At 72.9% G+C, this 20,455-nt stretch carries 17 protein-coding genes; 3 read left to right on the plus strand and 14 right to left on the minus strand.

All coding sequences use genetic code 11. The annotated features are described in order from the left end of the window. Positions 1–35: 35 nt before the first annotated feature. A complete protein-coding gene (locus ACIQMJ_RS00375) occupies positions 36–3,200 on the minus strand; it encodes an ATP-dependent helicase (RefSeq protein WP_499758862.1) in 3,165 nt (1,054 codons plus the stop codon). Between the two features lie 156 nt (positions 3,201–3,356). Between ACIQMJ_RS00375 and ACIQMJ_RS00380 the strand changes: the two genes are divergently transcribed. Beyond that, positions 3,357–3,683 (plus strand): MGMT family protein, encoded by a 327-nt coding sequence (locus ACIQMJ_RS00380; RefSeq protein ID WP_499758863.1) that lies wholly within the window; start codon positions 3,357–3,359, stop codon positions 3,681–3,683. Here the strand turns inward: ACIQMJ_RS00380 and ACIQMJ_RS00385 are convergent. The 10 genes from ACIQMJ_RS00385 to ACIQMJ_RS00430 form a co-directional block, all read right to left on the minus strand. Beyond that, positions 3,646–4,035 carry a tetratricopeptide repeat protein gene (locus tag ACIQMJ_RS00385; RefSeq protein ID WP_499758864.1) on the minus strand — a complete coding sequence of 130 codons (390 nt, stop codon included), beginning with the start codon at positions 4,033–4,035 and terminating at the stop codon, positions 3,646–3,648. The genes ACIQMJ_RS00380 and ACIQMJ_RS00385 overlap by 38 nt on opposite strands. Beyond that, on the minus strand, positions 4,032–4,991 hold the full coding sequence (locus ACIQMJ_RS00390) for a pirin family protein (RefSeq protein ID WP_499758865.1): 960 nt from the start codon (positions 4,989–4,991) through the stop codon (positions 4,032–4,034). The genes ACIQMJ_RS00385 and ACIQMJ_RS00390 overlap by 4 nt, the downstream gene beginning before the upstream one ends. A 164-nt stretch (positions 4,992–5,155) precedes the next feature. Beyond that, complete coding sequence (locus ACIQMJ_RS00395; protein ID WP_499758866.1) at positions 5,156–5,821, minus strand: sirohydrochlorin chelatase; 666 nt, start codon at positions 5,819–5,821, stop codon at positions 5,156–5,158. Further along, entirely contained in the window at positions 5,818–6,933 is a 1,116-nt protein-coding gene (locus ACIQMJ_RS00400; protein ID WP_499758867.1) for a uroporphyrinogen-III synthase, read from the minus strand. Before ACIQMJ_RS00400 ends, ACIQMJ_RS00395 begins: the two co-directional genes overlap by 4 nt. Then, on the minus strand, positions 6,930–7,250 hold the full coding sequence (gene nirD / locus ACIQMJ_RS00405) for a nitrite reductase small subunit NirD (protein WP_387483042.1): 321 nt from the start codon (positions 7,248–7,250) through the stop codon (positions 6,930–6,932). Before nirD ends, ACIQMJ_RS00400 begins: the two co-directional genes overlap by 4 nt. After that, positions 7,247–9,754 (minus strand): nitrite reductase large subunit NirB, encoded by a 2,508-nt coding sequence (nirB, locus tag ACIQMJ_RS00410; protein ID WP_499758868.1) that lies wholly within the window; start codon positions 9,752–9,754, stop codon positions 7,247–7,249. The genes nirD and nirB overlap by 4 nt, the downstream gene beginning before the upstream one ends. 119 nt (positions 9,755–9,873) lie before the next feature. Beyond that, positions 9,874–11,226 carry an MFS transporter gene (locus ACIQMJ_RS00415; protein WP_499758869.1) on the minus strand — a complete coding sequence of 451 codons (1,353 nt, stop codon included), beginning with the start codon at positions 11,224–11,226 and terminating at the stop codon, positions 9,874–9,876. Positions 11,227–11,326: 100 nt separating this feature from the next. Continuing rightward, positions 11,327–12,769 carry an FAD-dependent oxidoreductase gene (locus tag ACIQMJ_RS00420; protein WP_499758870.1) on the minus strand — a complete coding sequence of 481 codons (1,443 nt, stop codon included), beginning with the start codon at positions 12,767–12,769 and terminating at the stop codon, positions 11,327–11,329. Beyond that, the gene (locus ACIQMJ_RS00425) at positions 12,766–14,739 is read right to left on the minus strand and encodes a molybdopterin oxidoreductase family protein (protein WP_499760220.1); all 1,974 of its coding nucleotides are present in this window, start codon (positions 14,737–14,739) and stop codon (positions 12,766–12,768) included. Before ACIQMJ_RS00425 ends, ACIQMJ_RS00420 begins: the two co-directional genes overlap by 4 nt. A 152-nt stretch (positions 14,740–14,891) precedes the next feature. Beyond that, a complete protein-coding gene (locus ACIQMJ_RS00430) occupies positions 14,892–15,686 on the minus strand; it encodes a TIGR02569 family protein (protein ID WP_499758871.1) in 795 nt (264 codons plus the stop codon). 305 nt (positions 15,687–15,991) lie between these two features. Here ACIQMJ_RS00430 and ACIQMJ_RS00435 point away from each other — a divergent pair, with 305 nt between their 5' ends. After that, on the plus strand, positions 15,992–16,222 hold the full coding sequence (locus ACIQMJ_RS00435) for an NUDIX hydrolase (protein ID WP_499758872.1): 231 nt from the start codon (positions 15,992–15,994) through the stop codon (positions 16,220–16,222). A gap of 63 nt (positions 16,223–16,285) precedes the next feature. Here ACIQMJ_RS00435 and moeZ read toward each other — a convergent pair whose 3' ends face one another. The 3 genes from moeZ to ACIQMJ_RS00450 form a co-directional block, all read right to left on the minus strand. Further along, positions 16,286–17,458 (minus strand): adenylyltransferase/sulfurtransferase MoeZ, encoded by a 1,173-nt coding sequence (gene moeZ, locus ACIQMJ_RS00440; RefSeq protein ID WP_499758873.1) that lies wholly within the window; start codon positions 17,456–17,458, stop codon positions 16,286–16,288. A gap of 101 nt (positions 17,459–17,559) precedes the next feature. Then, entirely contained in the window at positions 17,560–18,597 is a 1,038-nt protein-coding gene (locus tag ACIQMJ_RS00445) for a DUF3152 domain-containing protein (protein WP_499758874.1), read from the minus strand. A 55-nt stretch (positions 18,598–18,652) separates the two neighbouring features. Beyond that, positions 18,653–19,636, minus strand: a complete 984-nt coding sequence (locus tag ACIQMJ_RS00450) for an alpha/beta fold hydrolase (RefSeq protein ID WP_499758875.1) — start codon at positions 19,634–19,636, stop codon at positions 18,653–18,655. A 140-nt stretch (positions 19,637–19,776) separates the two neighbouring features. Here ACIQMJ_RS00450 and ACIQMJ_RS00455 point away from each other — a divergent pair, with 140 nt between their 5' ends. Next, on the plus strand, positions 19,777–20,424 hold the full coding sequence (locus tag ACIQMJ_RS00455) for a TetR/AcrR family transcriptional regulator (protein WP_499758876.1): 648 nt from the start codon (positions 19,777–19,779) through the stop codon (positions 20,422–20,424). The last annotated feature ends 31 nt before the right edge of the window (positions 20,425–20,455 follow it).

A 20,455-nucleotide genomic window follows, 5' to 3' on the forward strand; every position in this document is an offset into this window, starting at 1 on the left:
GCAGGGCGGAACGGTAGTGGCTGGTCAGCGGGGCACTACTGGCTGACCTGGCGACCGGACGAGTGCACCGGGCAGGTGGTGCGGGCCGGGCAGCGGTCACAGTCCGCGTTCTCGGTGGCCTGGTAGGTCGGCCCGACGCTCGACCCGGCGGCCAGCTGCACGGCCTCCAGCCACACCCGCACGCCCTGCTCGTCCAGCGGGGCCTGCTCGCGTTCGACGGCGCCGGTCTTCTTGTCCTCCTTGGCCACGTACAGCAGCCGCGCGCCGCCCGGGTCGGTGGCCAGGCCCAGGTGCGTGAAGCCGCCCAGCGCGGACGCGAGCTGGTAGACGGCGAGCTGGGGGTGCTGCTGCGCGTCGTTCTTGCTCACCGGGGTCTTGCCGGTCTTGACGTCCACGACGACCGGCCGCCCGTCCCGGTCGGTCTCCAGCCGGTCGACCCGGCCGCGCACGCGCAGCTTCGGCCCGCCGTCCTGCCGGGGGATCTCGACCGAGATGTCCTCCTCGACCGCGACCTGGGTCAGCTGGGAACGGCTGGACGCGAGCCACTCCAGGAACGTGTCGAGCATCCGCTCCACGCGGATGCGCTCGCGCCGGGAGAACCAGGGCGCGCCCGCGTCCACCGCGGCCCACGCCTCGTCCAGCTTCGCCCGCAGCTGCTGCTCGTCCGCCCCGGTCGCGGCGGCCTGCGCCAGGGCGTGCACGAGGGTGCCGGTGATCGACGCCAGCTCGGCCGGGTCCTGGCCGCCGTGCCGTTCGACGACCCAGCGCAGCGGGCACTTCGCCAGCGTCTCCACCGTGGACGGCGACACGCTGACGGTGTGCTCCTCGGTCCACAGTGGATCGTCGGTGGTGACGTCGGCCAGGCCGTACCAGGAATCCGGGTGCGCGCCCGGCACGCCGTTCGCGGCGAGGCGGGCCAGTTGGGTGGCCGCGCGTTCGCGGCGCTCGGCCGGTTCGTCGTCGGAGCACACGACCCGGCGCAGCTCGCCGACCAGCTCGGCCAGCACCAGGCCGCGCTCCGGGGTGAACGTCGGGCGTTCCGGCTCGTCGGTGGACAGCTCCTCGATCTCGTCCAGGAACCGGGACGGCTGCTCGTCCTCGCCGCGCACCGCGCTGACCAGCAACGTCCGCCGGGCGCGGCTCGCGGCGACGAGCAGCAGGCGGCGTTCCTCGGCGAGGATCGGCGCGACCGCGGACACCGTCTCGGTCGACATGCCCGCGACCACGTCGACCATGCGCTCCACGCCCAGCAACGAGCCGCGCAGCCGCAGGTCGGGCCAGCTGCCCTCCTGCACGCCCGGCACGGCCACGACCGTCCACTCCCGACCGGCGGCGGCGTGGGCGGTGAGCACGGACACGGCTTCGCCGGTGGGCGCGGCGGCGGCCAGGGTGTCGCCGACGATCTCCTGCGCGGCCAGGTAGTCGGCGAAGCCCTCGGCGCCGGAGCCGGGGAGCCGGTCGACGTACTTCGCGGCGGCCTCGAACAGCGCGACGATCGAGTCCAGGTCCCGGTCGGCCTGCACGCCGACGGTGCCGTGCCGCGCGGACTGCGCCACCCAGCGCAGCTCCAGGCCGGTGGCCTGCCACAGCTCCCACAGCACCTGCTCGACGGTCAGGCCGTCGGCGATGCCCTTGCGCGCCTTGCGGAGCAGGCCCGCGACGCGGCGGGCCGGCTGCGCCTCGGCGTCCTCCAGGGCGGCCAGGCGGTCGTCGGACTCGATCACCTCGACCAGCAGCTCGCCGCTCGGGCGGTCGCGGCCCGCGGCCAGTTCCAGGCGGCGCAGGCCGCGGCGCAGGCGGCGCAGGGCGAGCGGGTCCGCGCCGCCCAGGGGCGAGGACAGCAGCATGGCGGCGGTGTCCTCGTCCAGGCTGCCGGGGACGGCCGCGCAGCGCAGCAGCGCCAGGAACGGCACCACGGCCGGTTGGCGGGCCAGGGGCAGCTCGTCGCGCGGCACGGCGACCGGGACGCCGGCGGCGAGCAGGGCGCGGTGCAGGACCGGGAGCGACCTCGTGGCCGAGCGGGCCACGACGGCCATCTCCGACCACGGGACCTCGTCGATCAGGTGGGCGCGGCGGAGCTGGTCGGCGACCCAGCTCGCCTCCTGGGCGGCGGAGGCGAACAGGCGGACCTGGACGTTGCCCGTGTCGTCCACCGGGGTGACGGCGCGGGTGGGTGACGTGCCGGGCAGGCGCGCGGCGAGCCGGCCCACGGCGGCGCGGATCTCCGGCGTCATCCGGTGACCCGTGGTGAGGACCGCCGCCGGGGCGTCGGACTCGGCGAGGAGGCTCGGGTCCGCGCCGCGGAAGGAGAAGACGGCCTGGTCGGGGTCGCCGGAGAGGACGAACTCGTGGGCGGCGTCGCCCAGCACGCGGATCAGCTCGTGCTGGAGCGGGTCGAGGTGCTGGGCGTCGTCCACGAGGAGGTGCCGGACGCGTCGCCGTTCGGCGGCCAGGACGTCCGGTTCGGTCTGGAAGGCGAGCAGCGCGCTGCCGACCAGCTCGGCGGCGTCGAAGGACGGCGCGTGCCCCTGCCCGCTGCTGGCGAGCAGGTTGACCTGCTCGTACTGGGTGGCGAACAGGCCGGCCGCGACCCACTCCTCGCGGGCGTGCTTGCGGCCCAGCTCGGTCAGGTCCTCCGGGGCCAGGCCGCGCTCGGTGGCGCGCAGCATCAGGTCGCGCAGCTCGTGGGCGAAGCCGGGGAGGGAGAGGGCGGGGCGCAGGCGTTCCGGCCACTTCGGCGCGCCCATGCTCACGTCGCCGGCGAGGAGTTCGCGGACCACGGCGTCCTGCTCGGGGCCCGACAGCAGGCGCGGGGCCGGTTCGCCCCGGTGGACGGCCTGCACGCGCAGGACCGCGAAGGCGTAGGAGTGGACCGTGCGGACCAGCGGTTCCTGGGTGGTCGGCAGGGCGCCGTCGGTCCGGGCGCCGGTCAGCAGCCGGGTGATGTGGGCGCGCATGGCTTCGGCGGCACGGCGGTTCGGGGTCAGGACCAGGATGTTCTCGGGGTGCACGCCGTGGTGCAGCACGCGGTCCGCCACGACTTCGGCGAGCAACGTCGTCTTGCCCGTGCCGGGGCCGCCGAGGACGCGCAGCGGGCCGCCGGGGTGGTCGAACACGGCGCGTGCGGGCGCGTCCCACTCGCGCCGGGGCTCGTCCTGCCGCACCCGGCGCACCAGGAGGGGTGCCCTGTTCGCCGCCACGGCGGAGATGGAACCACAGACCACCGACAGTGTTGGATTGCCGCTGCTCCGCAGACGGCGGGCGAGGTCGCCGGGAGGTCGACCTCGCGGCGAGGCGCGAGGCGCGAGACGCGAGGCGCGAGAGGAGTCGATGTTCCCCCGTGGAAAGCTGTGGGGGTGGACGAAGAGTTGCACGAGATGGTCCGCGAAGTCGTGCGCAGGATCCCGCGCGGCCGGGTCGCGACCTACGGTGACGTCGCCGACATCGCCCGCGCGCCGTCGCCCCGCCTGGTCGGGCAGGTGCTCAACCAGGACGGGCACGACCTGCCGTGGCACCGGGTGCTGCGCGCCAACGGCACGTGCGCGCCCCACATCGCCGACGAGCAGTTGCAGCTGCTCCGCGAGGAGGGCGTGGTGGCCGACGACGGGAAGGTCGACCTGCGCACGTACCGCTGGGAGGACGCGGTCAAGGAGAAGGCGGAGGAGCCTCCCGGGTTGTGGTGACCCGCGCCCGCGCGCGGTCCACCTCGGCCGCGACCTCGGGGTCACGGGTGATCGCGGCGGCCAGCCGCAGGTGCGGCAGGGCGTCGGCGTGCCTGCTCTGCCGGCTGAGCGTGCGGCCCAGCAGCAGGCGGGTGTAGCCGTCGGACGGGTCGAGGTCCACGAGCGTGGTCAGGACCCGTTCGGCCTTGCCCAGGGCGGCGGACTGGAAGTGCGCCAGCGCCAGCTCGGTCAGCACGGTCCGGTCCCGCGGCGCGTGCTCGGCGGCTTCGGCCAGGTACCGCGCCGCGCCGCTCGGGTCGCCGGAGGCGCGGAACATCCGCCCCTTGCGCAGCAGTTCCCTGACGTCGGTCATGACAGCTCCTCATCCGCCGAGGTGACGTGCGGGACGTGCGTGACGCCCAGTCGCCCGGCTTGGAAGTCCTCGATGGCTTGCCTGATCTCGGCGCGGGTGTTCATCACGAACGGCCCGTAGCGCGCGACCGGCTCGCGCAGCGGCAGACCGCCGAGGATGAGGACGTCCCACGTCGTGTCGGCTTGCAGGGTGAGCGCGGCGCCGCGCTCCAGGGTGGCCAGGTGGCCTTCGTCGAGCGGCCGGTGGTCGGCGCCGACCGTGCCGCGACCGGACAGCACGTAGACCATCGCGGTGAACTCCTCCGGCCAGGGGACGGTCAGGCGGGCGTGCGGGCTGAGGGTGGCGTGCAGGTAGGTGATCGGCGTGTGCGTCATGCCGGGGCCGCGGTGGCCCGCCACGTCGCCCGCGATCACGCGGACCAGCGCGCCGCCGTCGTCGCTGGACAGCAGGACGGTCTCGGCCGGCGTGATGTCCTGGTAGCGGGGCGGGGTCCACTTGGCCGACCGCGGCAGGTTGACCCACAGCTGCACGCCGTGGAACAGACCGCCCTTGGCCACCAGTTCCTGCGACGGCAGCTCGGAGTGGAGCACTCCTGAACCGGCGGTCATCCACTGCGTGCCGCCGTTGGTGATGACACCGCCGCCGCCGGTGGAGTCCCGGTGCTCGAAGACGCCGTCGATCATGTAGGTGACGGTCTCGAAGCCCCGGTGCGGGTGCCAGGGCGCGCCCTTGGCCTCGCCGGGCCCGTACTCGACCGCGCCCATGTGGTCCAGGAGCAGGAACGGGTCGGCGTCCGGCAGGTCGACGCCCGGGAAGGGGCGGCGGACCTGGAAGCCCTCGCCTTCGAGGAACCGCTGGGCCCGCACGACCCGGCGCACCTCGCGCCACGCGGTGGCGGCCTCGGGCAGGCGCGGGAGGCGGGGCAGGGTGAGGGTGTCGGCGGTGACGGCGGGCATGGCTGCCTCCTCGGACGGTGACCGCCCTGGTGCGGCGGTCGTGTCCGGGTCAACCTGGTTGAAGGCTCAACTATTCCTGGGTCGCACCCGCCGACGACCCCTGAGCGTTGAACTCAGGGGTCGCGAACGTAGGACTCTCGGGTCCTGGACGTAGGACTCTCGGGTCAGGCGACGTCCTGGAAGCAGCGGGCCTCGTAGTAGCGCAGCAGGACGGCTTCCACGACGCGCAGGTGCGCGCCGATCGGGGCGGCGACGACGGCCGCCCCCGACTCGGCCACCACGCGGTGGAACAGGCCCGGGGCCAGCAGCCACGAGGCGACGGCCACGCGGCCCGACGCGGCGGCGACCACGTCCGCAATGCGCGGTTCGGCGGTGGCGGCGTAGCCGATGGTCACCGGGCCCACCCGGCGCGACAGGGCGGTGGCGGTGGCGCGCACGTCGGCCAGGGCGCGCGGGTCCGAGGAGCCCGCCGCCGCCAGGACGACCGAGTCGCCCCTGGTCCAGCCCGCTTCGGTCAGGCGGGCCAGCAGCGCGGGCAGCAGGGCCGGTCCGATCGGGTCCGTGATCACCGCGTCGGGGTGGCCGGACGCCTCCACCTGGGCCGGGATGTCCACCCGGACGTGGTAGCCGGCGGCCAGGAAGGCGGGCACGACGACCGCGGGACCGGACACCGACAACAGCACCGACGTCACGTCCGGTTGGCGCACGTCGGCGTAGGCGACCCGGACGGGCACGCCGCCGAGGCGGGCGCGGACGAGGGACGCGATCTCTTCCACGACGACGGCCCCGGCGGGGTCACGGGTGCCGTGCGCGACGAGGACGAGGGTCATACGGCGACTCCGGCGGGGTCCATGGCCAGGCGGTAGCCGCGCTTGACGACGGTGGCGACCATGCGCGGTTCGCCCAACGCGGAGCGCAGCCGGCCGACGGCGGTTTCGACGGCGTGCTCCTCGCCACCGCTGGGCAGCGCCGCCAGCAGGTCGCGGCGGGACACCACACGGCCGCGGGCGGCGGCCAGCACGCGGAGCACGGCCATCGGGGCAGGGGGGACGGGACGCAGCTCACCGTCGACGACGACGGCCTGGCCCCGCAGCTCGACGTCCCGGGCCGCGATGCGCAGCCGGGTCGCCCGCGCGGGCAGTTCGAGGGTCAGCTCCCGGGCCAGCGCGCCGATCCGGGCGCGGGCGGGCTGCACGACCGGGACGCCGGCGGACACCAGCGGGCCGGCGGTGATCGAGCCGACGCCCACCACGAGCACGTCCCGGCGCAGCAGCGACGTCAGCTCGGGCAGCTTGCCCATGGCCTCGGCGGTCCGCAGCACGGACGCCGCGGCGGGCGCGCTGGTGAACGTCAGCGCGTCCACCTGACCGGCCAGGACGGCCTCCAGCAGCCGTTCCAGAGGCGCGGGGTCGGCCGGGCCGGTCCAGCGGTAGACGGGGACCTCCACGACCGTGGCACCGGCCGCGCGCAAGGTCGACGTGAACTCCGGCAGCGTGTCGCCGTGCAGCTGCACCGCGACGCGCTTGCCGGACACACCGGACCGCAGCAGGTGGTCCAGCAACTCGGCGTTGCTCTCCCCCTCCGGCGACCACGCCTCCACCAACCCGGCGGCACGCACCGCGCCCCGCGCCTTCGGCCCCCTGGCCAGCACCCGTCCCCCGGACAACCGGGACAGCAGGCGCGCGCCCAGCCCCCAGCCCTCCGCGGCCTCGACCCAGCCGCGGAAGCCGATGCCGGTGGTCGCCACGGCGAAGTCCACCGGTTCCTCCACCACCGCCCTGGTCGCGGCCAGCAGCTCCGCGTCGTCGGGCAGCGGCACGATCCTGATGGCGGGACCGTGCAGCACGGTCGCGCCCTTGCGCTCGAGCAGAGCCGAGAGCTCGTCGGCCCGCCGGGCGGCGGTCACCCCGACCGTGTACCCGGCCAGCGGGGCGGCGTTCACGGTGACCCGACCTGGATGACACCGTCGGTCACGACCACCGGGTGCACCGGCACCCCGGTCGAGGGGTCGTCCAGGCACTTGCCGGTGGAGAGCTCGAACGCCTGCTTGTAGACCGGCGACACGACCACGGGCACGCCGCCGCGGTCGCCGACGATGCCGCGCGCCAGCACTGCCGCGCCGCTGAACGGGTCGATGTTGCCCAGCGCGTGCACCGTCCCCGCCGAGGTCAGGAACAGCGCCACCTGGGAACCGTCGGGCAGCAGCGCCGCGACGCCCTGGTCGGGGCGGAGGGCGCTCAACTCGCACACGGGTGTCATCGGGAAACCTCCGCCTGGCTGACACTGGGAACACCCAACAGGACCGGCACCTTCTGGCCGCGCTCTTCCCGGAACGAGATGGTCGGGTCGGGCGTGCCGGGCGCGTTGACGAACGAGGTGAAGCGGGACAGCTTCTCCGGGTCCTCCAGCACGCCGCGCCACTCGTCGGCGTAGTTGTCCACGTGCTTGGCCATCGCCGCCTCCAGGTCGGCGCAGATGCCGAGGCTGTCGTGGACGATGACGTCGCGCAGGTGGTCCAGCCCGCCTTCCAGCGACTCGATCCAGGTCGAGGTGCGCTGCAACCGGTCCGCGGTGCGGATGTAGAACATGAGGAACCGGTCGATCAGCTTGATCAGGGTCTCGGTGTCCACGTCGGACGCGATGAGGTCGGCGTGGCGCGGGGTGAAGCCGCCGTTGCCGCCGACGTAGAGGTTCCAGCCGTTCTCGGTCGCGATGATGCCGAAGTCCTTGCCGCGGGCCTCGGCGCACTCGCGCGCGCAGCCGGACACGGCGGACTTGAGCTTGTGCGGCGACCGCAGGCCGCGGTAGCGCAGTTCGAGCTCGATGGCCAGCGACACCGAGTCCTGCACGCCGTAGCGGCACCACGTGGTGCCGACGCACGACTTCACCGTGCGCAGCGCCTTGCCGTAGGCGTGCCCGGACTCGAACCCGGCGTCGACCAGGCGCTTCCAGATCTGCGGGAGCTGGTCGACGGTCGCGCCGAACAGGTCGATCCGCTGCCCGCCGGTGATCTTGGTGTAGAGGCCGAAGTCGCGGGCGACCTCGCCGATGACGATCAGCTTCTCCGGGGTGATCTCGCCGCCGGGGATGCGCGGCACGACCGAGTAGGTGCCGTTGCGCTGCATGTTGGCCAGGAAGCGGTCGTTGGTGTCCTGGAGGGTGGCCTGCTCGCCCTCCAGCACGTGCCCGTTGTCCAGGGACGCGAGGATCGAGGCGACGGCGGGCTTGCAGATGTCGCAGCCGAAGCCGCGGCCGTGCCGGGAGATCAGCTCGGAGAACGTGGTGATGCCGGTGGAGCGGACGATCTCGAACAGGTCGGCGCGCGAGTGGTCGAAGTGCTCGCACAGCGCGCGGGACTGCTCGATGCCGCACTCGGACAGCAGCTTCTTCAGCATCGGCACGCACGAGCCGCAGCCGGTGCCCGCCTTCGTGCAGGCTTTGATGCCGGGCACGTCGACGGCCTCGCCGGAGTTGACCACGTCCACGATGTGCTGCTTGGTGACCGCGTGGCACGAGCACACCTGGGCGTCGTGCGGCAGGGTCAGCTCGACGCCGCCGCCCTCCGGCCCGATCAGCGCCACCGGGTCGCCGGGCACGGGCCGGCCGACCAGGGGCCGCAGCGACATGTACTTGGACGCGTCGCCGACCAGGATGCCGCCGAGCAGGGTCTTCGCGTCGTCGGACACCACGACCTTGGCGTACGTGCCGGCCACGGCGTCGTTGACGACGACCTCCAGCGCGCCCTCCTGCTTGGCGTGCGCGTCGCCGAACGAGGCCACGTCCACGCCGAGGAGCTTGAGCTTGGTGGACATGTCGGCGCCGGGGAACTCGGCCGAGCCGCCGAGCAGCCGGTCGGCCACCACCTCGGCCATGGAGTAGCCGGGCGCGACCAGGCCGTAGACCATGCCGTCGAGGTTGGCGCACTCGCCGATGGCGTAGACGTGCTCGTCGGAGGTGCGGCACGCCTTGTCGACGATGATGCCGCCGCGCTCGCCGACCACCAGGCCGAACTCGCGGGCCAGCTCGTCGCGCGGCCGGATGCCCGCGGAGAACACCACGACGTCCAGGTCCAGCTCGACGCCGTTGGACAGCTTGGCGATGAGCCGCTCGCCGTCCTGCTCGATGGAGGACGCGGACGTGCCCGTGTGCACGGTCAGGTCCAGCTTCTCCACCAGGCGCTTGAGCAGGCCGCCGCCACCCTCGTCCACCTGGAGCGGCATCAGCCGCGGGCCGAGCTCGACCACGTGCGGCGAGATGCCCATGCCGCGCAGCGCGTTCGCCGCTTCCAGGCCGAGCAGGCCGCCGCCGAGCACCATGCCCGCGTGCCGGCCCGCGGCGCGCGCCGACTCGACCGTGGTGCGGATGCCGTCGAGGTCGTCGATGGTGCGGTAGACGTGGCACCCGGGCAGGTCGCGGCCCGGCACGGGCGGCACGAACGGCACCGAGCCGGTGGCCAGCACCAGCGCGTCGTAGGGCTGCGCCCGGCCGCTGGAGGTGCGCACGACCTTGCGGTCGCGGTCGATGTGCACCACCTTCTCGCTGAGGTGCAGCTCGACGGCGTCGTCCGCGTGCGGCGCGAGGCTGAGCGACTCGGCGTCCCAGCTGTCCACGTAGGAGGAGAGCGCGACCCGGTCGTAGGCGGGGCGGTTCTCCTCGGCGAACACCACGACCCGCCACTGGCCGGTGACGTCCTTCTCGCGGAGGGCCTCCACGAGCCGGTGACCGACCATGCCGTGACCGACCACCACCAGCGTTCGCGTCATGGGACCAATCCCTTCTTCTGCCCAGGTCAATGCTCACCGGGCACCGTGTCGTGCCTAGGTCGCGAATGTTGCGCAGGCGTTAAAGCGGCCTCACGCCGCACTTCAGAGGGTTGTGTGCGTCACACGCCGGCGTAGGCGAGGCTCGGCACGCGCGCGAACACCCGTCGCCGCATGTAGAACCACCAGGTGGTGGCCATGCAGAGGCCGTAGAAGACCAGGAACGCGGTGAGCGCGGGCGCGAGGGTCTTGCTGCCCTCGAGCGAGAACTTGAACACCAGGTTCACCAGCACGCCGCCGAACGCGCCGATCGCGCCCGCGATGCCGACCACGGCGGCGGCCTGCCGCTTGGCCGACCGGAGGTCGGCGGTCTGCGCGGCGAAGATGGCCGGGATCATCCGGTAGGTCGAGCCGTTGCCCACGCCGGCCAGCACGAACAGCGCGATGAACGAGCCGAAGAACAGCGCGAAGCTGCGGACCTCGATGCTGACCAGCAGGCTGATCGTGCCGACGGCCAGGCCGAGGAACACGGCCATGGAGATCCGCGCGCCGCCGAACCGGTCGGCCAGCCACCCGCCGAACGGCCTGCTCACCGAGCCGATGAGGGCGCCGAGGAAGGCCAGCCCGACGAAGCTCTTGTAGTCCACGAAGCTGATCTTGATCAGCGACGGGAACGCGAACGAGAAGCCGATGAACGAGCCGAACGTGCCGATGTACAGGAACGACATCACCCACGTGTGCTTGTTCGACATCGCCTTCTTGTAGGACGAGCCGTCCGGCTTGGCCTGGGCGAGGCTGTCCATGAGGAACCACGCGCACGCCGAGGCGACGATGATGAACGGCATCCAGATCAGCGCCGCGTAGGCCAGGTTGACGCCCGTGCCGAGGGAGATGACGATCGGCACGACGAGCTGCACCATGGCCACGCCGAGGTTGCCGCCCGCCGCGTTCAGGCCGAGCGCCAGGCCCTTCTTGCCCTCCGGGTAGAAGAACGAGATGTTGGCCATGGAGGACGAGAAGTTGCCGCCGCCGAAGCCCATCGCGGCCGACGTGAGCAGGAAGAACCAGTACGGAGTGCCCGGGTTCGACACCGCGATAGCCAGCATGGTGGTGGGGATCAGCAGCAGGCCCGCGCTGAGCGTGGTCCACGCCCGCCCGCCGAACCTCGGCACCGCGAACGTGTAGGGGATGCGCAGCACCGCGCCGACCAGGTTGGGCACGATCAGCAGCCAGAACGTCTGGCCGACGCTGAAGCTGAAGCCGACGGAGCCCAGGCTCACGACGACGATGCTCATCAGGCTCCACACGGTGAAGCCCAGGTTCTCCGCCAGGATGGAGAAGAACAGGTTCTTGCGGGCGATCCTCTTGCCGGTCGTCTCCCAGAACGACGGGTCCTCCGGCTCCCAGTGCTCGATCCACCGACCACCGCGTTTCGCCCGGGGCGCAACGCTCTTGGTCTCCACAACCGTGCTCATCGGACCCTCCCGAACACCGTTTTCCCGTTGCGGGAACCGTAAGAACGGGCCGTTACCCCGACGTTCGGACAGGTGTCGTCGGCGGCAACTCCCGCGCACATCAAGCGGACTGGGGCTGTGAGGCGGCGAGCCAGTCGACGATGCCGCACACCGCGTCCTTGCAGCCGCCGCAGCCGGTGCTCGCGCGGGTGACCTCGGCGATCGAGGACAGCGTCGTCGCGCCCGCCCGCCAGGCGCTGACCAGCTGGCCCTTGCTGACCGTGTTGCACCGGCACACCACCGCGGACGCGGGCAGGTCGGCGGGGCTGGCCACGTTCTCGGCGGGCAGCGCGCGGCCCAGCAGCAGCGCCAGCCGGTCGGTCGGCGCGGGCAGGCCGCGGTCGTAGAGCTGGGTGATGGCCGCCGCCGCGTCCGGCGCGCCGAGCACGATCGCGCCGGTGACCTTGTCGTCGCGCAGCACGAGCTTGGCGTACCGGCCGCGCGCCGGGTCCTGGAAGCACAGCACCTCGTCGTCGGGCGAGTCGACGCCCACGTGCACGTCGCCCAGCGCGGCCAGGTCCACGTCACGGGCCTTGAGCCTGGTCACGACGGTGGTGCCGGCGTAGCGGGCGGCGGGCGCGACGCCGGTCAGCCGGTCGGCGAGCACGGCGGCCTGCTCCCACGCGGGCTGCACCAGGCCGGACACCGTGCCGACGTGCTGGGCGCAGTCGCCGATGGCGTGCACCCTCGGGTCGCTGGTGCGCAGCGCGTCGTCCACGAGGACACCCCGGTCGACGTCGAGCCCGGCTTCGCCGGCGAGGCTCGTCTCCGCGCGCACGCCCGCCGAGACGACGACCAGGTCGGCGGGGACGTGCGTGCCGTCGTCCAGCTCCAGGCCCTCGCCGGGCGTGTACTTCGTGGCCAGCGCCCCGAGCCGGAACTCGATGCCCAGCCCCTGCAACGTGGCCGCGAGCACCCGGCCCGCGCCCGCGTCGAGCTGCCGCTCCATCAGGTGCCCGACCGGGTGCACGACGGTGACCAGGCAGCCCCGACCGGCCAGGCCGCGCGCGGCCTCCAGTCCGAGCAGCCCGCCGCCGAGCACCGCGACCGGCGTGCCGGGCGACGCCTTCGCCACGATCCGGGCGCAGTCGTCCAGGGAGCGGAACGCCACCGCGCCGGGCGCCAGCTCGCCGTTGCCGTCGAGCAGGCCGGGCGTCGGCGGCACCCACGAGCGCGCCCCCGTGGCCAGCACCAGCGAGTCGTAGGGCACCTCGGTGTCGCCGACGTGCACGACCCGGCGGGTCCGGTCGATCTTGGTGACCCCGCCGCCCAGCCGCAGGTCGACGTGGTGCTTGGCGGCCCAGTCGGCGTCGTGCAGCCGCACCGCCTCGGGCGTCAGCGACCCCGCCACCACGCTGGACAGCAGCACCCGGTTGTAGGCGTGGTGCTGCTCGTCGCCCAGCACCGTCACCGACACCCGTTCCGCCTTCGGGTCGCGGCGGCGGATCTCGTCGGCCAGCCGGGCGCCGGCCATGCCGTAGCCCACGATGACAACGTTCCTCATACCGACTCCAATCGGACCGCGCACACCTTGAACTCGGGCATCCGGCTGGTCGGGTCGAGCGCCGGGTTGGTCAGCAGGTTGGCCCGGCCCTCGCCCGCGTAGTGGAAGGGCAGGAACACCACGTCGATCCGCATCGACGGCACGCAGCGCACCCGCGCCACGGTCCGGCCGCGCCGCGAGACGACGGCCGCCATCCCGCCGTGGGCCAGCCCGGCGCGGGTCGCGGTGTCGGGGTGCACCTCCACGTACGCCTCGGGCTCGGCCCGGTTCAGCTCGGCCACCAGCCGGGTCTGCGCGCCGGACTGGTAGTGCTGGAGCACCCGGCCGGTGGTGGCCTGCAACGGGAAGTCGGCGTCGGGCGACTCGACGGGCCCCCGGTGCTCGACGGGCACGAACCTCGCCCGGCCGTCGGGGTGGGCGAAGCGGTCCAAAAACGTGCGGGGCGTGCTGTCCTCCACGACGGGCCAGTGCAGGGCTTCCCCTCGGCGGAGGCGCTCGTACGTCACGCCCGAGTAGTCTGCGGCACCTCCCTTGGAGGCGACTCGGAGCTCTTCGAACACCACTTCGGGTTCACTTGGGAAGCGCTCGGCCGGTTGGCCCAACCGGGTGGCGAGGCCGCGCAGCACGTCCAAGTCGCTGCGCACGCCCTCCGGCGGCGTCACGGCCACCTGGCGCAGCAGGATGCGGCCTTCGAGGTTGGTCATCGTGCCGCTCTCCTCGGCCCACTGCGTGACCGGCAGCACGACGTCGGCGACCGCGGCCGTCTCCGACAGCACCAGGTCGGCCACGACCAGCAGGTCCAGCGCCCCCAGCCGGTCGGCGACGTGCTGCGAGCGCGGCGCGGAGACGATGACGTTGCTGCCGAACACCAGCAGCGCCTTCGGGCCGCCGGGCTGCCCCAGCGCGTCGAGCAGCTCGTAGGCCGAGCGGCCGGGTCCGGGCAGGTCGTCCACGCCCCAGACGTCCATGATGTGCGCGCGGGCCGCCGGGTCGTCGATCTTGCGGTAGCCGGGGAGCTGGTCGGCCTTCTGGCCGTGCTCGCGCCCGCCCTGGCCGTTGCCCTGGCCGGTGAGGCAGCCGTAGCCGGAGTACTTGGTGCCGGGCAGGCCCAGCGCCAGCGCCAGGTTGATCCACGCCGACACGGTGTCCGCGCCGCTGGCGTGCTGCTCGGTGCCGCGCCCGGTCAGCACGTAGGCGTTGTGCGCCTCGGCCAGGATGCGCACCGCGGCCCGCTGGTCGGCGACCGGCACGCCGGTGACCCGCTCCACCCGTTCCGGCCACCACGTCGCGGCGATCCGCCAGGCGTCGTCGAAGCCGGTGGTGCGCCGGTCCAGGTACTCCTCGTCCAGGTAGCCGTCGGCCACGGCGGTGTGCAGCAGGCCCAGGGCGAGCGCGAGGTCCGTGCCGGGCGCGGGTTGCAGGTGCAGGGTGGCCAGCTCGGCGGTGGGCGTGCGCCGGGGGTCGATGACGATCAGCTCGGCGTTCTTCAGGTGCTGCACGAACGGCGGCATGGTCTCCGCCGGGTTGCCGCCGACCAGCAGGATCGCGTCCGCGCGGTCGAGGTCGGTCACCGGGAACGGCATGCCCCGGTCCAGCCCGAACGCCTTCAGGCCCGCGGCGGCGGCGCTGGACATGCAGAACCGGCCGTTGTAGTCGATCTGCGAGGTGCCCAGGGCGACCCGGGCGAACTTGCCGAGCAGGTAGGACTTCTCGTTGGTCAGCCCGCCGCCGCCGAACACGCCGACCGAGTCGGGGCCGTGCTCCTCCCGCAGGGCCGCCAGCTTGGCGGCGACCAGGTCGAGCGCCTCGTCCCAGGTGGCCTCGCGCAGCTCGCCGTCGCGGCGGACCAGCGGCGTGGTGAGCCGGGCGGGCGAGGTCAGCAGCTCGGCCGACGTCCAGCCCTTCTGGCACAGGCCGCCGCGGTTGGTGGGGAACTCGCGCGGCGACACCTTGCCGTTGTCGATGGACATCGCGCACTGCAACGCGCAGTACGGGCAGTGCGTGTCGATGCTCGCGGAGGCGGTCACGAGCCCGACGGTAGGAAGCGGCTGTTAACGGCAGCACGTGGAATGTTTCGTCCACGCGAACTTCACAGCTCAGGGATCGCGCGGTGAGGGTGAGTTCACAGCAGGTCGGCGACGAGCGCCGCCGTCCGCTCCAGCCCGGCGAGAGATTGTCTGCTCGAACGGGGGTGCAGGGCGTGGACCGCGAGCCGGAACAGGGTCGCTCGCAGGAGGATTTGCGGCCACTCGTCCAGGTGCGCCCAGCGCTGGAGCAGGCCGTGATCCGCGCCACCCCAGGACAGCGCGTCCACCACGACGACCGCCGCGCCGTACGGCGCCGGCCGCCAGTAGGCGACGAAGTCGATGATCGCCGGGGCCGCGTCGCCCGCGAACAGCACGGTGCCGAACAGGTCGCCGTGCACGACCTGGGGCTTGAGCGGGACGGGCTTGCGGTAGGCCGCGGCCTGCTCGAACAACCGGCCGCCCAGGTCGGGGTCGAGGTCGGCCTTCTCCTCGTCCCACGCGCAGCGGTCGGCGGTGGCGAACAGGTCGGTGCGGGCGTCCAGGAAGCGGGGCCGGGGCAGGTCGGCGGTCGCCCGGTGAAGCTTGACGGCGACGTCCACGACCTCGTCGTGCCGCGGCTCGGCCCGCCCGGACAGGTACTTGGTCGCCGCCCACCCACCGACGACGTACCGGCCGTCGGTGGAGCGCAGCGGCCGGGCGACGCGCAGGTGCTCGACGTCGAGCGCGTCGAGGGTCTTGGCGACCCAGGTGGCCTCGGCCGGCTTGCCCGCGGGCCGGATGGCCGCGTCACCGCACCGCCAGACCGGGCCACCGTCGATCAGCTCCGGCTCGGCGTCGCGCGCGCCGAACGCGGCGCGCACGTGCGACGGTGGCGGCTCCGGAGTGGTCACGGCCGGCACGCTACCTGCACCGGGCCTTCGGTTGGTGGACGTGAGGGGTTCGAACACGTGGTGTCCACGCATTCGGCCTAACCGCATTATTGCGGTCTCAGCGGGAACGCGCTGGACGTGACGCGGAACACGCCGGTGGGCGCGGTCGTCGATGATCACCCGACGCCACGTTCACTCGATAGAGTCGGCCGGGTGCGGTCGGTGAACCTGCGCCACTCGGTCCGCGCGGTCGACTTCGACGTCGAGCCGCGGCCGGTGTGGCGGCAGGAGGCGGTCGGGCCGGGTACGCGGCGGGCTGCGACGGCGTGGTGAACGACTACTTCCTGGTGCGCGTCCGGTCGTTCGCGCCGCCGCGCGGGGCGATGACCGACCGGGACCTGGCGGCCGAGAACGTCAGCGGCCGGCGGTGGTGGTCGCTGCCGGAGATCGCCCGCTACCGCGGGCCGGACCTGTCCTCGCCGCGCGACCTCGCCACGCCGCCGGCGGCGCTGCTCGCGGGCGGGGCGTCCGCGGACGTGCTGGAACAGGGCGTGTGAGGTGCAAAAAACAGGGGTCCCCTGGGCGGGGACCCCTGCGTGGCGTTGTCGATCAGGTGCGGGTCAGTAGGTCGGCAGCGACGGGTCGACCTCGCGGGCCCAGGCGAGCACGCCGCCGCCCACGTGCACGGCGTCCTTGAACCCGGCCTGGTGCAGCACGGCCAGCGCCTCGGCGGACCGGGCGCCCGACTTGCAGTGCAGCACGACCTGCTTGTCCTGCGGCAGCTCGGCGAACGCCTCGCCCGACAGGATCCGGTCCTTCGGGATCAGCACCGAGCCCGGGATCTTCACGATCTCGTACTCGTGCGACTCGCGGACGTCCACCAGCAGGAAGTCCTCGCCGCTGTCCTGCTTCTGCTTCAGCTCCAGCGGCGTGATCGTGTTGCCCGCCGCGGCCTGCTGGGCGTCGTCGGACACCACGCCGCAGAACGCCTCGTAGTCGATCAGCTCCGTGATCTTCGGGCTCTCCGGGTCCTTGCGGATCTTGATGGTCCGGTAGGACATCTCCAGGGCGTCGTAGACCATGAGCCGGCCGAGCAGCGGGTCGCCGATGCCGGTCAGCAGCTTGATCGCCTCGGTCACCATGATCGAGCCGATCGACGCGCACAGCACGCCCAGCACCCCGCCCTCGGCGCACGACGGCACCATGCCGGGCGGCGGCGGCTCGGGGTAGAGGTCGCGGTAGTTGAGGCCCTGGCCGTTCGGCGCGTCCTCCCAGAAGACGCTGACCTGGCCCTCGAACCGGAAGATCGAGCCCCACACGTACGGCTTGCCCAGCAGCACGGCCGCGTCGTTGACCAGGTACCGGGTGGCGAAGTTGTCCGTGCCGTCCAGGATCAGGTCGTAGTCGCGGAAGATGTCGAGCGCGTTCTCCGAGTTCAGGTGGGTCTGGTGCAGCACCACCTTCACGAACGGGTTGATCTCGGCCACCGAGTCCCGCGCCGACTCCGCCTTCGGCTTGCCGATGTCGGACTGGCCGTGGATGACCTGCCGCTGGAGGTTCGACTCGTCGACGATGTCGAAGTCGATCACGCCCAGCGTGCCGACGCCCGCCGCCGCCAGGTAGAGCAGGGCCGGGCTGCCCAGCCCGCCGGCTCCGACGACCAGGACCTTCGCGTTCTTCAGCCGCTTCTGCCCGTCGACCCCGACGTCCGGGATGATCAGGTGGCGGCTGTAGCGCGCTACTTCTTCCTTGGTCAGCTCCGCTGCGGGCTCCACGAGCGGCGGAAGCGCCATCTGAGTCCTCCTCGACGAAACATGTCCTGTACCGACGGACAACACCAGCCTGCCCGTCCGTCTTCCCCGATGGGAAGTCGTCCCAAGGCGCGGGACGACGGTTACTGCGGGGCCACCGGGAACGGGTTGGCCGTGCACACCAGGCCGTTCGCCTCCACCGCGTACCGGTTGGACGAGTCGACCGAGTTCAGCTGGGCGACGTAGTCGTTGGCCACGCCGAACGACTGCTGCATCATCACCGGCGCCGCCTTGCCGTCGGCCTTGCAGCCCTCGTGCGGGTTGCGCAGCACGTGGCCGACCTCGTGGTTGATCGCGTAGGTCCGGTAGGCGCTGATGTCGTTGCCGTAGACCTTCGCGCCGCGCACCCACCGGGCGGCGTTGATGACGACCCGCTTGGTGCCCGAGTGCCAGCACGACGACTCGAACTGGATCTGGAACCCGCACAGCGCGTGCGTGGTCCCGGTGGTGGTCAAGCTCACGACGAAGTCGACCGGCTCGCCGTCGACGCGCTGCATGGACGCCTGGCCGGTGCCGATCCAGCTGCGCGGGTCGGCGAGGATGCCGTCCACCGTGCGGGCGAACGCCTCCCGGTCGCCGTTGTAGTCCGCCGGCTCCACGCCGTCCTCGATGGCGATCTGGTACCGGTAGAGCGTCCCGCCGCTGCCGACCTGCGGCGTCGTGCCCGGGATCACGGCGAACGTGCCCGCGCCCTGCTCGGAGAACTTCGGCCCGTCCGGCAGCTGCGCGGTCGGGAAGTTCTTCAGGTCGATGTCGGCCGGCGGCTTCTCGGTCGCCTCGGGCGGGCCGGCGGACGTCGCCGGCGCGGACGTCGCGCCACCCGGCTGGGCGGTGTTCGCGTCGCCGCCCGAACCGGTCGACGGCGCGGCGGTGTCCAGCACGACCAGGGCCGTGAGCACGAGCAGCACGGGAATGGCGTAGATCCGCCAGCCGTAGCCCTTGACCAGCCCCTGCACGCCCCCGCGGCGCTTGCGGCGCCGCCGACCGGCCGGTTCCCAGGACGCGGCCAGCGGCTCGGCGCCGGTGCGGCGCGCGCCGCGGCGGTAGCGGTCTTCGGACAGCGACGGCCGGTCATCGGCGGACGGCGGCGTGTCACGCGCGCCCTGCGACGTCCGGTTCACGGCAACCAGGGTGCCACAACCGCACCCGGATGGCGGATTCCAGGTGACGAGCGCGTCACCACTCGTGTCGCTCGACCGCCTCCCACATGCCCACCACCGCACGGGCCACCGACGCGGGTCGTTCCATCTGCGCGACGTGCCCGGTGCGCGGCAGCGCGAGCAGCCGGCCGCGCGGGATCAGCCGGGCCACCCGCGGCGCCTTGCGCACGCTGACCAGCCGGTCCTCCGTGCCCCACACGACCAGCGTCGGCGCGCTGATCTTCGGCGGCAGCAGCCACATCGACTTCTTCCGCGGCACCAGCCACGACCGGATCAGGTCGATGGTGCTGGCGCTGAGCGCGTTGCCCGCCCACGCCTGCGCCGACCGCTCGGTGTACTCGTGCTCGCTCTGCTCGATCCGGTTCGCCGGCACCGTGCCCGGGTCGGCGAAGCACAGCCGCAGCATCTGGTGGGTGCGCTCACGCGGCGTCACCAGCGCCAGCTGGTCGCGGACCCGCGGGCCGACGACCGGCAGGAACGCCAGCGGCAGCCGCCGGTCCGACACCCGGCGCAGGCTCAGCCGCAGGTCCGGCACGGCAGGCGAGACCAGGGTCAGCGTGCGCACCAGGTCGGGCCGGGTCGAGGCGACCATCAACGTGATCGCGCCGCCCATGGAGTTGCCGAACAGGTGCACGGGGCCCGCGCCGAGCGATTCGACGTACTCGGTGACGACCCGCGCGTGGGTGGCCATCCGGAAGTCGTAGCCGTCGATCGGCTCGGAGCGGCCGAACCCGGGCAGGTCCAGCGCGTGGCCCTCGACGCGCTCGCGCAGCTGGGCGGCCAGGTCGGTCCAGTTGGTCGAGGAGCCGCCCAGTCCGTGCACGTAGACGGCCTTCTCGGCGGCCGGTCCGGGGGTGCGGCGGACGTGCACGCGGTGCCCGCCGACCTCGACGTAGTCACCAGGCCACGGCTCGATCGTTGTGTCCAGCGGAGGTAGCGGCGCGGTGGACAGGGGCACGTGCGTGATGGCGGTTCGGCGCGCCTCCAGCGTCTCGGTCACCACCCCAGGATGCCTGGCCTGGCGTCCTACGAAACGAGAAGCTTTCCCGGAACGCTGCTACCAGCGAGTAAGGTTGCCGGCGAGCCGGAAGGGCAACCCCTTTCCCGGTTCCGCGAAGTGATTGGTTGGCTGGAGGCACCATGACGGAGACGGCCCAGACTGCGGTCGGGCACCACGGCGGCGCGGCGGGGCGGGGTGTACGGCTCCCGCGGACCGCTCGGCGTGCCCAGTTGCTGGCCGCGGCGCAGGACGTGTTCGTGACCAACGGCTACCACGCCGCCGCGATGGACGAGATCGCCGAGCGCGCGGGAGTCAGCAAACCGGTCCTCTACCAGCACTTCCCCGGCAAGCTCGAGCTGTACCTGGCCCTGCTGGAGTCCCACGTGGACGAGCTGGTGAACCGCGTGCGCGGCGCGCTGGCGTCCACGACGGACAACAAGCAGCGGGTGAAGGCCGCGGTGGCCGCGTTCTACGACTTCGTGGACGGCGAGGGCCAGGCGTTCCGGATGGTGTTCGAGTCGGACCTGCGCGGCGAGCCCGCGGTGGCGCGCGCCGTGGAGCGGGCGACGACCGACAGCGTGGAGGCCATCACCGACACGATCACCGCCGACGCGGGCCTCGACGAGCACCGGGCCCGGCTGCTGGCCGTGGGCCTGGTGGGGTTGTCCCAGGTCACGGCCCGTTCGTGGCTGGCGGACGACCGCAAGCTCGCCAAGGAGGACGCGATCGCCCTGATCTCGAACCTGGCCTGGCGCGGCATCGGCGGCGGCTTCCCGCTCCAGCACTGAGGACCCGGGTTGAGGGCCGTCCCCGACGACG

The sequence above is a fragment of the Actinosynnema sp. NPDC091369 genome (genome assembly GCF_044757065.1).
In the GTDB taxonomy this organism is placed as follows: domain Bacteria; phylum Actinomycetota; class Actinomycetes; order Mycobacteriales; family Pseudonocardiaceae; genus Actinosynnema.